At 72.3% G+C, this 13,801-nt stretch carries 12 protein-coding genes; 5 read left to right on the top strand and 7 right to left on the bottom strand.

Annotation, left to right across the window (positions count from 1 at the left end):
- Positions 1-13 precede the first annotated feature (13 nt).
- From ABZV42_RS24260 to ABZV42_RS24270, 3 genes are all read left to right on the top strand, one after another.
- Positions 14-562: a sigma-70 family RNA polymerase sigma factor gene (locus ABZV42_RS24260; RefSeq protein WP_355984763.1), complete on the top strand. Its 549-nt coding sequence runs from the start codon at positions 14-16 to the stop codon at positions 560-562.
- Positions 563-697: 135 nt separating this feature from the next.
- Positions 698-1,213, top strand: a complete 516-nt coding sequence (locus ABZV42_RS24265) for a hypothetical protein (RefSeq protein WP_355984766.1) — start codon at positions 698-700, stop codon at positions 1,211-1,213.
- Between the two features lie 352 nt (positions 1,214-1,565).
- Entirely contained in the window at positions 1,566-2,246 is a 681-nt protein-coding gene (locus ABZV42_RS24270) for a zf-HC2 domain-containing protein (RefSeq protein WP_355984768.1), read from the top strand.
- Positions 2,247-2,298: 52 nt separating this feature from the next.
- Here the strand turns inward: ABZV42_RS24270 and ABZV42_RS24275 are convergent, their stop codons facing one another.
- The 3 genes from ABZV42_RS24275 to ABZV42_RS24285 form a co-directional block, all read right to left on the bottom strand.
- On the bottom strand, positions 2,299-3,159 hold the full coding sequence (locus ABZV42_RS24275) for a DNA-formamidopyrimidine glycosylase family protein (RefSeq protein ID WP_355984770.1): 861 nt from the start codon (positions 3,157-3,159) through the stop codon (positions 2,299-2,301).
- A gap of 38 nt (positions 3,160-3,197) precedes the next feature.
- Positions 3,198-5,273 (bottom strand): SpoIIE family protein phosphatase, encoded by a 2,076-nt coding sequence (locus ABZV42_RS24280; protein ID WP_355984771.1) that lies wholly within the window; start codon positions 5,271-5,273, stop codon positions 3,198-3,200.
- A 78-nt stretch (positions 5,274-5,351) separates the two neighbouring features.
- A complete protein-coding gene (locus ABZV42_RS24285) occupies positions 5,352-6,671 on the bottom strand; it encodes a DUF6777 domain-containing protein (RefSeq protein WP_355984773.1) in 1,320 nt (439 codons plus the stop codon).
- A gap of 115 nt (positions 6,672-6,786) precedes the next feature.
- On the opposite strand from ABZV42_RS24285, the gene ABZV42_RS24290 reads away from it, so the two are divergent.
- Positions 6,787-8,211, top strand: a complete 1,425-nt coding sequence (locus ABZV42_RS24290) for a lipase maturation factor family protein (protein WP_355984776.1) — start codon at positions 6,787-6,789, stop codon at positions 8,209-8,211.
- A gap of 21 nt (positions 8,212-8,232) precedes the next feature.
- Here ABZV42_RS24290 and ABZV42_RS24295 read toward each other — a convergent pair whose 3' ends face one another.
- The 3 genes from ABZV42_RS24295 to ABZV42_RS24305 are packed head-to-tail and all read right to left on the bottom strand — an operon-like array spanning position 8,233 to position 11,332.
- Positions 8,233-9,219 (bottom strand): aldo/keto reductase, encoded by a 987-nt coding sequence (locus ABZV42_RS24295; protein ID WP_355984778.1) that lies wholly within the window; start codon positions 9,217-9,219, stop codon positions 8,233-8,235.
- Positions 9,216-9,980, bottom strand: a complete 765-nt coding sequence (locus ABZV42_RS24300) for an SDR family oxidoreductase (protein ID WP_356053566.1) — start codon at positions 9,978-9,980, stop codon at positions 9,216-9,218. Before ABZV42_RS24300 ends, ABZV42_RS24295 begins: the two co-directional genes overlap by 4 nt.
- Positions 9,977-11,332: an enolase C-terminal domain-like protein gene (locus tag ABZV42_RS24305; protein ID WP_355984783.1), complete on the bottom strand. Its 1,356-nt coding sequence runs from the start codon at positions 11,330-11,332 to the stop codon at positions 9,977-9,979. The genes ABZV42_RS24300 and ABZV42_RS24305 overlap by 4 nt, the downstream gene beginning before the upstream one ends.
- A 266-nt stretch (positions 11,333-11,598) precedes the next feature.
- On the opposite strand from ABZV42_RS24305, the gene ABZV42_RS24310 reads away from it, so the two are divergent.
- Positions 11,599-12,939 (top strand): amidase family protein, encoded by a 1,341-nt coding sequence (locus tag ABZV42_RS24310; RefSeq protein ID WP_356053567.1) that lies wholly within the window; start codon positions 11,599-11,601, stop codon positions 12,937-12,939.
- A 193-nt stretch (positions 12,940-13,132) separates the two neighbouring features.
- Here the strand turns inward: ABZV42_RS24310 and ABZV42_RS24315 are convergent, their stop codons facing one another.
- On the bottom strand, positions 13,133-13,306 hold the full coding sequence (locus tag ABZV42_RS24315) for a hypothetical protein (RefSeq protein ID WP_355984786.1): 174 nt from the start codon (positions 13,304-13,306) through the stop codon (positions 13,133-13,135).
- Between the last annotated feature and the right edge of the window lie 495 nt (positions 13,307-13,801).

Below are 13,801 nucleotides of genomic sequence, written 5' to 3' on the forward strand. Positions count from 1 at the left end.
TGGCATACAGGCCATGACGGCCGGAACCACCACCATCACCCCCAGGACGACCGCCGAGCACGAGCTCGCCGCGCTGCAACGCGAGCACGGCCGCCCCCTCTTCGCCCTGCTGCTGCGCCTGTCCGACGGGGACCGCCAGCGCGCCGAGGACCTGGTGCAGGAGACGTTCGTACGCGCCTGGCAGCATCCCGAGGCCCTGCGTGCCGACGACTTCGACTCCGTACTGCCCTGGCTGCTGACCGTGGGGCGGCGGCTCGCCATCGACGCACGGCGGGCCCGTCGGGCACGGCCCCCGGAGGTCGGCGACGCCGACCTCGACAACGCGCGGGTCTGCGCCGATCACGCCGAACGGTCGGCGGCGACGCTCGATGTGCGGGAGGCTGTGAAGACACTCACTCCCGAACACCGTGAAGTCCTGGTGCTGGTGTACTTCCAGGGGGCGAGTGTGGCGGAGGCCGCCGCGGCACTGGGTATCCCACCCGGTACGGTGAAGTCCCGTGCGTACTACGCGCTGCGCGCCCTGCGCCGGGTACTTCCCGGATATGCGGCCGACCTGCGGTGAAACCGAAGGCTTGGTCAAACCTCCGTAAAGCGCCTTGCCGAGGACCCCGGTTGAGCAATCAGCTTGCCTCATCCGTGTTCCGGACTGGGGCCCGGGGTCGGGCGACGCGCACGCACCGGAGGAAGGCAGGAAGGGATGCTGCACAGAGGGCAAGAGAGCACGGACGGCACCGGCGGGGGCGAACTCACCGTCCCCATGGCCTGGTTGTACGCCGAGTACATCGCCGACGAACTGCTGCGGACGGGCGACCTGATGCCGCCCACCTCCTTCGAGTTCCGCGCCGGGCGCGACGCCCTCGCGCTGACGATCTTCCTGTCCGACAGCGGCGGCGAACTCTCCGGGATCCGGGTCATCACCCAGCTGGAGACCTGGCTTTCGCTGACGGCCTACGACCAGCCGTGGCACACCTGGGTGCGCGAACATCTGGAACTGCGCTCCGCCGAGGCCACCGGATGCGCCGCGCCCGATCCCGATCTGGAGCTGGCGTCCGCGGCCTGGCGATGGCTGGAGGAGACGGAACTGCTCGCCCCGGACCTGGACGCGGTTCCCGGCGGCGGCTCCCTGCCCGGTGAGGACGACGGCCCCAAGGTGTGGACGGCGGCCTGGCGGCTGGGACTTCCGCTCGGGCATCTGGCCATCCACCTCTTCTGACGGCGGCCCCGACCCCGCGGAAGTCCCCTTCACAGGCGTCCGCGGCCCCGTCGAAGCCGCTTCCCAAGGTGTCCGTGGCCCCGTCGAAGCCGCTTCCGAAGGCGGCCGTGACAGGGCCGAAGTCGCTTCCGTCGGCCACCGCCGCCGTGCCGAAATCGGGTCCGGCGGCGGCCTCGACCGCGCCGGGAACAGAATTCCCGGGCTCGCACCAATCCGCGAGCTCCCCCGCTCCGAACGTCTTGACCCCGATTCCTGACGAGTCTTGAGTGATTCGACGGTCTGCTGCGTACCCGTGGGCAACAGCAACACCACTCACAGTCCGCACCAAAGCCACGAGGATTCGGTATTCGGTATGAGGTCCCTGGAACGGCATCGCGACGTCGGCGCCTATGCGCTCGGCGTGCTCGGCGAGGCGGAAGCCTTCCGCTTCGAGGACCACCTCGTGGAGTGCGCCGAGTGCACCGCGTTCGTGAGCGAGTACCGGCCCGCCACACGGCAGTTGATGCTGTACCGCCGGTCGACCCCGCGCAGCGTGCACCCCTTCGCCGCCCCCGGGCCGCGACTGCTCGACCGGCTGCTCGGCGAGGTGGCCACCCGCAACCGGGCCGGACGCCGGCATTTCCTGTTCGCCCTGGCCGCCTCCGTGGCGCTCACCGCGGGCGGATCCGCGCTGACGCTCGTCGTCGGCCACGACTCGCCCTCGGGCACGGTCGTCGCGGCCGACCCCCCGTCGAGCCAGATGGCCAGGACCGACGCGGAGACCGGGGTCTGGGCCCAGGTGACTACGCGGGAACGGCTGTGGGGCAGCGAGATCGAGGTCGCGGTCAAGGACGCCAAGGGCCCCCGCTCCTGCGAGCTCATCGCCGTCGGCAAGGACGGCTCGGAGCAGTCGGTGACCAGCTGGATGGAGCCCGGGGGCGACGACGGCGCCCTCACCATGCAGGGCGGCTCGTCGATGCGGACCGACCAGATCCGCCGGTTCGAGGTGCGCACGGCGGACGGCGACCACCTCGTGACACTCAACTCCCCCTGATCCACGCCTGCTTCACGGCCCGGGTCACTGACGGTCCGTCCGCTCCGTCCGCCTACTTGAGCAGCCGGGACATCCGCCGGTCCGCCAGCGGCTTGCCGCCCGTCTGGCAGGTCGGGCAGTACTGCAACGAGGAATCGCTGAAGGAGACCTCGCGGACGGTGTCGCCGCACACCGGACAGGCCTCGCCCGTCCGCCCGTGCACCCGCAGACCGCTCCTCTTCTCCGCCTTCAGCCGTCCGGCGGCCAGCCCGTGGGAGCGCTCCACCGCGTCGGTGAGCGTGCCGCGCAGCGCCTCGTACAGCCGCCCGGTCTCCTCGGGGGTCAGCGAGGAGGCGATCTTGAAGGGGGACATCCTGGCGGCGTGCAGGATCTCGTCGCTGTAGGCGTTGCCGACTCCCGCGATCAGGCTCTGGTCGCGGAGCGCGCCCTTGAGCCGGCGCCGTTCCCCGTGGAGCAGCCCGGCGAGGCGCGGCTCGTCGAAGTCGTCGGCCAGCGGGTCGGGTCCGAGCCGGGCGACGCCCGGAATCCGCTCCGGGTCCTCGACGACGTAGACGGCGAGCCGCTTCTGGGTGCCCGCCTCGGTGAGGTCGAAGCCCTCGCCTGTCTCCAGCGCGACGCGCAGGGCCAGCGGCCCCTTCCCGGGCCGGGGCGGGCCGTCGGGGAGCGTGTCCTTCCAGTGCAGCCAGCCCGCCCGGGCCAGATGCGTGACGAAGTGCAGGCCGTCCGCGTCGATGTCGAGGAACTTGCCGAACCGGCGGACGGCCGTGACCTCGCGTCCCTCCAGGACGGAGACGGGAGGGTCGTACGTCTTCAGGACGCTGACGGCGACGGGCAGCACGCGCACGATCCGGAGGCCGACGACGCGGCCGGCCAGGAATTCCTTGAGCGCTTCGACCTCGGGCAGTTCCGGCATACGTCCAGAGTGCCATCCGGCACGGACGGCGCCGGGAATCAGCTCCGTTCGCCGACCATGAACTCGCACCACACGCATTTGCCGCCGCCGCGCGCCTCGACTCCCCAGACGTCGGTGAGGCGGTCGACGAGCAGCAGTCCGCGGCCCGAGACACCGGACTCGCCCGCCTCGCGGCGGCGCGGCAGCGCGCTGGAGGAGTCCTCGACCTCGACGCGCAGCCTGCGGTCGGATCCGGCCAGGACGCGCAGGGTGACGATGGCCGACCCCTCGGTGTGCATGAGGGCGTTGGTGATCAGTTCGTCGGCGACCAGCTCGATCTCGTCGGCCCGGTCGCGGGCTCCCCACGCGCCGACGGCGGCCCGGATCATGTGGCGGGCCTCGCTGAGCGCCTCCGGGTCGCCGGGGGCCACATGCTGCTGGAGACGTCCGCCCACGCGCTGGTCGATCAGACCGTGGCGGCGCAGGAGCAGCAGGGCCACGTCGTCGTCGCCGCCGCGGTCCTCGGCCATGTCGATGAGCCGGTCGGCGAGGTCGCTGACGTCGTCCGGGCCGCCGCGGATGAGTTCCCCGAGGATGCGCACCCCCTCGTCGAGGTCGACACCCGGCTCCTCGACGAGTCCGTCGGTGCACAGCAGCAGGGTCTCGCCGGGGTCGAGTTCGACGGTGGCGACCGGGTATTCGAGGCGCCCGAACTCCGCGGAGAGGCCGAGCGGCAGGCCGCCTTCGAGGGGCAGCCGGCGGCAGGTCCGGTCGGTGTGGCGGACGAGCGGGTCGATGTGTCCGGCCCGGACCATCTGGGTCACTCCGGTGGACAGGTCGATCTCCGCGTACAGGCAGGTCGCGAAGCGGTCGGTGTCGAGTTCGTGGAGGAAGACCGAGGCGCGGGCCATCACCGTGGCCGGGGTGTGGCCCTCGGCCGCGTAGGCGCGCAGGACGATGCGCAGCTGGCCCATGACGGCGGCCGCGTGGGTGTCGTGGCCCTGGACGTCGCCGATGACGGCGCCGACGCGTCCGCCGGGCAGCGGGATCAGGTCGTACCAGTCGCCGCCGATGTCGCGGCCGAGCGAGGCGGAGCGGTAGCGGACGGCGATGTCGGCGCCGCTCACGCTGGGGATGGAGCGCGGCAGCATGGCCTGCTGGAGCCCCTGGGCGAGGTCCTTCTCCTGCTCGAAGAACATGGCCCGCTGGAGGCTCTGGGCGATGCTGCTGCCGAGCGCGACGAGGACGTTGCGCTCGTCCTCCGAGAAGCCGTGCCGGTCGTTGTAGAGCAGGCCGATCGCGCCGATGGGACGGGCCTGCACGATGAGCGGCAGATAGGCGGCCGAGGTGATGTTCAGGTCGGTGATGTTCGGCCACAGCAGCGGGTACGACTCGGCGAACTCCTCCGGCGACTCGATGAAGTGCGGTACGAGGGTCCGTACGACCTCGTTCATCGGGTACTGGGCGTCCAGGCGTGTGACGCGGGTGCCGGGGACGTAGCTGTCCACGGGTCCCGTGGCGACCATGCGGATGCGGCCGGCCTCCACCAGCCCCATGACGAGGCTGGCCGCTCCGAGGTGGGTCAGGCCGTGGGTGTCCTGGAGCACGTCGATGACGTCCTGCACGGTGACGGCGTGGGCCAGCGCGGCGGTGGTCAGCTGGACGACGCTGGTCTGCTGGCGCCGTACCTCGTGCTGGGCGGCCTGTTCACGGCGTGCCACGCCCTCGTCGAGCTCCGCCGTGGCGTCGCGGACGATGCCGATGATGCGGCGCGGCCGGCCGTTCTCGTCGCGGCGGATGTAGCCCTGGGTGTGGGTCCAGCGCAGTGCGCCGTCGCGGCGGCGGATGCGGAAGTAGGCGCCGTAGTTCTCGCTGCCGTCCTTGAGGGCGTGGGAGACCAGCGTGTCGAGCCGGCGCGACTCGGCCGGCGGGACGCGCATGGCGAGGGTGGCGGGGTGCGCGTCGTATTCGTCCGGGCGCACGTCGAAGACCTCGTGGGCCTGGGCGTCCATCTGCATCAGACCGGTGTCCAGGTCCCAGTCGAAGCTGCCCATGCGGTTGAGCGCCAGGATCGGATCCGGGTGGGCGGGCCAGTCGTCCGGGAGTGACAGGGCGCTCGCTCCCCGATCAACCATGGGGCCACCATGCCAGCATTTGCCCGATTGTTCGACTTCTGGGAAGCCTGTTTCCGGCCCCACGGGACGCGAGGGCGTTCATGTGCCGGGAGCGTCGGCCGAGACGTCGAAGACGCTGTCCGGTCCGGTCGGCCCGTCCGGGATCAGCCCGCCGTCCGGTGCGTCGGGGCTGTCCGGGGCGGGGTCCTCGGTCGGCGTGCCCGGATCGCCGGAGGGTGCCCGCGGATCCGGGGAGCCGGAGCGGCCGGGGGCGGCCGGGTCGGTCCGCGGCGCCGTGGTGCCGTCCGAGGGTGCCGGGGTGGTGCCGGGCTCCGTCGTCGGCGACGCCGTGACCGTGGCCCTGGGGCAGTGCGAGGGCTCGGCGCTCGGGCTCGCCGGGCGGCCCGGCGCGGCCACATCCATGGCGGCGCCGTCCGTCGGGGCGGCGGTGGGCGCGGTGCCGGGCCCGGCGCTCTCGCCAGGGGTGCCGTCGCCGGTGCCCGGCACCGGGGGCACCGTCCCGGTCGGCGTGAGGCAGTCGGGGGCCGAGGCGTCCGGGGAGGGACTCCGGCCGCCCGGCGAGGTGCCTGCGGTGGGCTCGTGCGCGGAACCGGAGTCGTGGGGCTTCGGGGTCGGGCTCTCGGGCGGCGGTACGACGTGGTCGTGGCGGTGGCCCTCGTACCCGACCGGCCGCTCGATCCAGGTGCTGTCGCCGACGTCGAGGATCGTGATGTCGGTGATGACTTCGGGAGCCGGCGTAACGATGACGACCTGGGCGGGCCGGTATCCGCTCCAGGGCCTGCCCCGGGTGTCAGGGTTCCCGTCGATGACGGTGGGCCGGCCGAGCGGGTTGCCGCAGGCGCAGCGGACCCGGGGCACGCCCCGGTCGTCGACGAGGACGGCCGTACCTGCCTGGAGCACGGCCTGGAAGCCGGTCGCCTGTCCGGCGGCGAATCCGTGGTCCGTGACGCCGGTGTCGGCGCGGAGCACGACCGGGGTCAGCTGCCGCAGATAGTCGGGGACGGACCCCGGGGAGATGCCGGAGAGTTCGGCGAAGGCGCGGGCCCTGGCCCGGTCGGCGGCGAGGTAGCGGATCTGTCTCCCGACATCGCAGCTGCCGGTGTTGCGGGTGCCGCCGTACAGGCCCGGGGTGGCGCCCGAGACGGAGCGCACGCCCCGCGTGCCGGTGGCCGAAGGCTGCGGCGTTCGGGTGACGGGCGCCCGGGTCGCGGGGGTGGTGTCGGTGGGCGCCGTGAAGGGGTCGGGCCCCCGGTCCGCGAGGGGCTGGAGGACCACCTCGCCGCCGGTGGATCCGTTCGGCGCCGTGTCCCCGCCACCGCCGCCACAGCCCGCGACGACAAGGAGCGCGGCCGCGAGCGCGCAGGCCGCGGCGAAGGTCCTGGTGGGTATGTGCACCACGTCTCTCCCGTTCGTCCCGGGCAGTTGGTGCCTCATTCTCTGCGTCACTCTCTTGGCGCACGCAAGCGGAAAACGGTCACCCAGCGTAACAATGGAAGAGAGAGGAGCCCGCGCCATGGAGTGGTTCGTCGCACCCGGCTACTGGCTGAGCCGGCTGGTGTTCCAGCGCGGGCTGGCCGTGCTCTATCTGGTCGCGTTCCTGGGCGCGGCCCTCCAGTTCCGTGCGCTGACCGGGGAACGCGGGATGCTGCCCGTGCCCCGCTTCGTACGGCAGGTCGCGTTCCGGGACGCGCCGAGCGTGTTCCACTGGCGCTACTCGGACCGCTTCTTCGCCGCCTGGTGCTGGACGGGCTGCGCGGTGTCGGTGGCGCTGGCGGCCGGGCTCGACGGGTGGCTGCCGCTGTGGGGCGCGATGCTGCTGTGGTTCGTGCCGTGGGTCCTGTACCTGTCGGTCGTCAACGTCGGCCAGACCTGGTACGCGTTCGGCTGGGAGTCGCTGCTGCTGGAGGTGGGCTTCCTCGCGGTGTTCCTCGGCAACGACGAGGTGGCGCCACCGGTCGTCGTGCTGTTCCTGATGCGCTGGGTGCTGTTCCGGGTGGAGTTCGGGGCGGGACTGATCAAGATGCGCGGCGACGCCTGCTGGCGGAAGCTGACCTGCCTCTACTACCACCACGAGACCCAGCCGATGCCGGGTCCGCTGAGCTGGTTCTTCCACCATCTGCCCCGGCCGTTCCACCGCGTCGAGGTGGCCGCGAACCACTTCACCCAACTCGTGATTCCGGTGCTGCTGTTCACCCCGCAGCCGATCGCGACGGCCGCGGCCTCGCTGATGGTCTTGACCCAGCTGTGGCTGGTCCTCTCCGGCAACTTCGCCTGGCTGAACTGGACGACGATCGTGCTCGCCCTGAGCGTGACCGAACTGCCCGGCACCGCGCCGCGGACTCCCGCCGCGCCGGTGTGGTACGAGGTGGTCGTGCTGGTGGTGGCCGCATGTCTGGTGGCGCTCAGTTATCGGCCGGCCCGCAATCTGGTCTCGCGGCGGCAGGTCATGAACCGGTCCTTCGACCCACTCCATCTGGTGAACACCTACGGGGCGTTCGGCAGTGTCAGCAGGATGCGACACGAAGTGATCGTCGAGGGCACGGCGGACGAGGTGCCGCGCGAGGACGCGGACTGGCGGGAGTACGAGTTCAAGGGCAAGCCCGGTGATCCGCGGTACTGGCCGCGCCAGTTCGCTCCCTACCATCTGCGGCTCGACTGGCTGATGTGGTTCGTGGCGCTGTCTCCCGGGTACGCCGGCACATGGTTCTCGGGTCTGGTGGAACGGCTCCTGGAGAACGACCGCGACACACTGCGGCTGCTGCGCCGCTCCCCGTTCCCCGCCGGGACACCGCCCCGCTACATCCGCGCCCGTCTCTTCCGCTACCGGTACACGACCTGGCGCGAGCTGCGCGAGACGGGCGCCTGCTGGCACCGGACCTATGTACGTGACTTCCTCCCGCCGACCCGGCTGGAGGGCGCTGTCCGCCCGCGAGCATGACGTGGTGGTGGGCGTCGGCTGTCACATCTGCCCCGGGGCGGGGAGGGGTGCGGTGGCGGGGAGCAGGCCCTCGGCTCGCAGTTCCCGCCAGAAGTCGGGGGGTACCGGTGTGGCGAACCGCTCGGCACAGTCGCGGACTTCGGCCGCCGAGCGGGCACCGGCGAGGACTCCGGCGACGGCCGGGTGCGCGGCAGGGAAGGCCAGGGCGGCGGTGCGCAGGCTGGTCCCGTGGCGGTCCGCGATCTCCTTGAGGCGCAGGGCGCGGTCCAGGAGCTCGCCGGGCGCGACGGAGTAGTCGTACGTCGCTCCGGGCCTCGGGTCGGCCAGCAGACCGGAGTTGAAGGCGCCGCCGATGACGACGGAGGTGCCCCGCTCCCGGGCGGCGGGCAGCAGTCCGGTGAGAGCGCCGTGGTCCAGGAGGGTGTAGCGGCCCGCGCACAGCACCACGTCGATCTCGGTCTCGCGGACGAACCGGGTCAGCATCCGCGTCTGGTTCATGCCCACGCCGATCGCGCGCACCACGCCCTGCGAGCGCAGCTCCGCCAGTGCGGGAAGGCCCTCGCGGAAAGCCTGTTCGGCGTGGTCGTCGGGGTCGTGGAGGTAGACGACGTCGACGCTGTCGAGGCCGAGCCGTTCGAGGCTGGCGTCCAGGCTCCGTCGTACACCGTCGGCGCTGAAGTCCCAGACGCGACGGTGTGTGGCGGGCACCGCGAAGCCGTCGGCCAGGTCGTCGCCGCCGGCGTCCACCGGTTCCAGGAGGCGGCCCACCTTGGTCGACACGGTGTACTGCGCGCGGGGCAGGTCCCGCAGGGCCGCGCCCAGGCGCCGTTCGGACAGCCCGAGTCCGTAGTGCGGGGCCGTGTCGAAGTAGCGGATGCCGCTCGTCCAGGCGGCGCGGACCGCCTCGTACGCCTGCTCGTCGGTGACCTCGGTGTACAGGTTGCCGATACCGGCGGCGCCGAAGGACAGGGCGCTGACGGGGACGCCACTGGCGCCGAGGGAGTTCACCGGACCGCCGGGCGCGGCCGCAGCCCCTGCATCCCGCCGTCCACCGCGAGCGCGGTGCCGGTGGTGGATCCGGAGAGCGGGCTCGCCAGGTAGGCGATGGCGGCGGCGACTTCCGGTGCCGACACCAGACGGCCGGTGGGCTGGCGGGCCTCCAGCGCGGCGCGCTCGGCGGCCGGATCGGGAGCGGCGTCCAGGAGACGGCCGATCCAAGGGGTGTCCACCGTACCGGGGTTGACGCAGTTGACGCGGACGCCCTCACGCACGTGGTCGGCGGCCATGGCGAGGGTGAGGGCGAGGACGGCGCCTTTGGAGGCCGAGTACAGCGCCCGCTGGGGCAGTCCCGCCGTGGCGGCGACGGAGCAGGTGTTCACGACGGCCGCGTGGGCGGATTCCCGCAGATGGGGCAGGGCGGCGCGGGTCGTCCGCACGATGCCGAGGAGATTGACGTCCAGGACCCGGTGCCATTCCGCGTCGTCGTTGTCCTCGATAGTGCCGCGGGCGCCGATACCCGCGTTGTTGATCAGGATGTCGAGGCCGCCCAGGTCCGCGACCGCGGCGGCCACGGCCGCGCGCACGGAGACGTCGTCGGTGACGTCCGCCCGGTGGCCGGTCAGCGGTCCGCTCACGGACGACGGGTCACGGTCGAGGACGGCGACCCGGGCGCCACGGGCGGAAAGGAGTTCGGCCGTGGCCCTGCCGATCCCGGAGGCTCCCCCGGTCACCAGCGCCTTGAGCCCCTCGAATTCCTGAGTGTCCGTCATACGGCGTTTCCCTTCGGGTCGTCGGCGTTCCGCGAGGCGAGGTCGGCGGCCCAGAAGAGACCGCCGGGATAGGTGAACTCCGCTACGGACTCGGGCCGCATCGCGGCGGAGAAGCCCGGCGCGGTGGGCGCGGTGTAGTGGCCGTCACGGATCACCACCGGGTCGGTGAAGTGGTCGTGCAGATGGCCGACGTACTCGATGACGCGGTCGTCGGTGGTGCCGGACAGGGCGACGAAGTCGAACATCGAGAGGTGCTGGACGAGTTCGCACAGGCCCACTCCTCCGGCGTGCGGGCAGACCGGGACGCCGAACTTGGCGGCGAGGAGCAGGATGGCGAGATTCTCGTTGACGCCGCCGACCCGTGCCGCGTCGATCTGGAGGATGTCGATGGAACCCGCCTGGAGGAGCTGCTTGAAGACGACGCGGTTGTGGACGTGTTCGCCGGTGGCGACCTTGACGGGGGCGACGGCCCGGCGCACGGCGGCGTGGCCGAGGATGTCGTCGGGGCTGGTCGGCTCCTCTATCCAGTACGGCCGGAACTCGGCGAGGGCCTTGGTCCAGGTGATCGCCTCGTCCACGTCCCAGCGCTGGTTGGCGTCGACGGCGATACGGATGTCCGGGCCCACCGCGGCACGGGCGGCGCGGCAACGGCGAAGGTCGTCCTCCAGGTCCGCGCCCACCTTCAGCTTGATCTGCCTGAATCCCCCGGCGACGGCCTCGACGGCCAGACGCGTGAGCTTCTCGTCGCCGTAGCCGAGCCACCCGGGTGAGGTCGTGTACGCGGGGTAGCCCCGGGCGCGCAGGGCCGCGGCGCGTGCCCCGGCTCCTTCCCTGCCCCGGCGCAGCAGTTCCAGTGCCTCTTCGGGCGTCAGCGCGTCCGTGAGGTAGCGGAAGTCGACCTGGCCGACGAGCCATTCGGGGTCGGCCTCGGCGAGCAGCTGCCACAGCGGCCGGCCCGCCCGTCTGGCCGCCAGGTCCCACACGGCGTTGACGACGGCGCCGATCGCCATGTGCATCACGCCCTTCTCGGGTCCGAGCCAGCGCAGTTGGCTGTCGCCGACGAGGTCCCGGGACAGGGAGCCGGGGTCGGCGCACAGCTCGTCGAGCGGCCGTCCGACGACGTGTCCCCGCAGCGCCTCGATCGCCGCGACCTGGACGTCGTTGCCCCGCCCGATGGTGAAGGCGAAGCCGTGCCCCTCGGCCCCGTCGGCGGCGTCGGTGCGCAGCACGACGTACGCGGCCGAGTAGTCGGGGTCCGGATTCATCGCGTCCGAGCCGTCGAGCTCGCGCGAGGTGGGGAAGCGGATGTCGTGGGTGTCGAGCGAGACGACGCGGGCGGGAGTCGGGGGCACGGCGGGCCTTTCCGTCGGCGACAGCGGGTCCATGGCCGGGTGCGGGGCGGTGCTCGGTCCCGAGGATCTCCCCATCCACCGGCCCGCGTACAGCCTCGGACACGCTTCGGTCGGACGGAGGTGGCCCGCGAGACCGGGCCGAAGGCCCCCTGTCCCGGTTCACGGGTCCAAAGGTCCCGTGCCGCGCACTCTCGACGTGGCGCCCCGGCTGCGGGCAGAGTGCTCCCCGTAACTACTCACCAGTACGACACGAGTGAGGAGCGCCCGTGACCACCTGGGCCGGCCGGACCGCCACCGAGATCGCCGCAGCCGTACGCGAGAAGAAGGTCACCCCCCGCGAGGTGGTGGCCGAACACCTCGCGCGGATCGAACGCCTCGACGGGCGCGTCGGCGCCTTCCGCACGGTCCGCGCCGAGGCCGCCCTCGCGGAGGCCGACGAGCTCGCCGGCAGGGACCTCGGCCGGCTACCCCTGGCGGGAGTGCCGGTGGCGGTCAAGGACAACCTCGCGGTGCGCGGCGAGTCGAACCGCAACGGTTCCGCCGCGACCCCGGACGCGCCCGCCGCCGAGGATCACGTCACGGTGGCCCGGCTGCGCGCGGCGGGCGCCGTCGTCGTGGGCCTGACGAACGTGCCCGAACTCTGCGTCTTCGGCACCACGGAGGGCGTGTACGGCAACGCCCGCAACCCCTGGGACCTGTCCCGCACCGCGGGCGGCTCCTCGGGTGGCAGCGCCGCGGCGGTCGCCGCCGCGATGGTGCCGATCGCGCTCGGCAACGACGGCATGGGCTCACTGCGCATCCCCGCCGCCAACTGCGGTCTGGTCACCCTGAAGCCGGGCCACGGGGTGATCCCCGCCGGGATCGGTCACGGCGACTGGTTCGGCATGTCGGAGAACGGCCCGCTGGCCACGACGGTCGAGGACGCCCGGCTGATGTACGCCCTCCTCGCCGACATCGACCCCGCGCCGCCCGCGGAGCCCGCCACCCGCAGGATCGCCGTCTCGGTACGCAGCCCGCTGGCCGGAATCCACGTCACGCGTCCGTATACGAACGCGGCCCGGGAGGCCGCCGCCCTGCTGGCCGAGGCGGGCCACCGGGTGCGGACCGCGAACCCGCCGTACCCGCTGTGGCTGAGCACGACCTCGCTCGCGCACTGGACGGCGGGCACGGCGGTCGACGCCGAGGAGCTCGACCCGCGCAGGCTGGCCCGGCGCACGCGCGTGCACGCCGCTGTCGGGCGCCGCTTCGTGACGGGCGCGCGCAAGGGGGAACGGCGCGAGCAGCTGCGCGGACGGCTGGCCGCGTTCTTCGCGGAGCACGACGTGCTCCTCACACCGGCGCTCGCACGGCGCAGTCCCGCCTCCGTCGACTGGCACAAGCGGGGCTGGCTGCGCAACGTGCTGGCCAACACCAACTACTCGCCGATGACCCCGCCCTGGAACCTCACCGGCTGGCCGGCGATGTCGGTTCCGTTCGGAAAGCTGCCGAACGGCGCCCCGTGTGCCGTGCAGCTCGTCGGTCTGCCCGGCTCGGAGGCGGCTCTGCTCGATGTGGCCGGGCAGCTTGAGGTACTGCACCCGTGGCGGCGTACGGCGCCGCTCGGCTGAGGGGTGGCGTACGGCCGGAGGGCGTCGCGGGCCGGCCGGGGCGCGTGGCGCCGGGCCGGAGGCCGTCGTCCGGCCTTGACGCGGTGGCACACGCCGAAGCCGCGGCCGGTCTTCGGCCGCGGCTTCCGCTCGGTATGAGCGCGGGTCCGGCACTCACGTGCCGTCGCCGGTCCCGCCTGCTCCCCGGTGTCGGTCAGTCGACGCTGGGCAGGATATGGGGCTCGGCGAGGTCGTCCTCGTAGCCCGCGAGGCGGATGGGAGCTGACCTGGCCCACACGTCCAGGCTTCCGAGTTTGGTGTCGGACCCACCGCGGCGCTCCGTGCGTTCCTTGGGACCGTGATCGCGATTCGTCTTCTCTGGTGTCACCGCGCACTCCTTATGTGTCGGGTCACCCTCGGGACGTTAGGGCCCGGTGCTTTCGGGTCGCCTGACGCCCGCTCGGGTCTGAGTCGAAGCAGTTAGGGACGCGGTGGCGCCGGTAACTCGTGTGAGAGCAAGCCGTGGTGACCGGCGTGTCCCGGGACGGACCGTGGGTGTGGGTGGACCCCAGTAAGTCTGTCCGTCGGCCTACAGCCTAACCAAATGAGCGGCCCCCTGCTCTATGGGGCTGAAAACGTGAGGTTACTGTCACACGTCTTTCAGGACCCATCAGGCCTCGATCTGCGGCGATTTGAAACATGATGCCCAATTCGCGACCACCCATTCGGCTCAATATCGCCCCTGGGCGGGGGCGTCGGGGCCGGTCACGGGCAGGACTGCGCCACCATCGGCCGACGGCCGTCGGCGCATCCGGTGCCCAGGACGCCACGCAGTTCAGGTCCCGTTGGCCGGTTCGCAAGGAGTCCATGCTCTGCTGTCGCA

Source organism: Streptomyces sp. NPDC005281, from assembly GCF_040607495.1.
Lineage (GTDB): Bacteria > Actinomycetota > Actinomycetes > Streptomycetales > Streptomycetaceae > Streptomyces.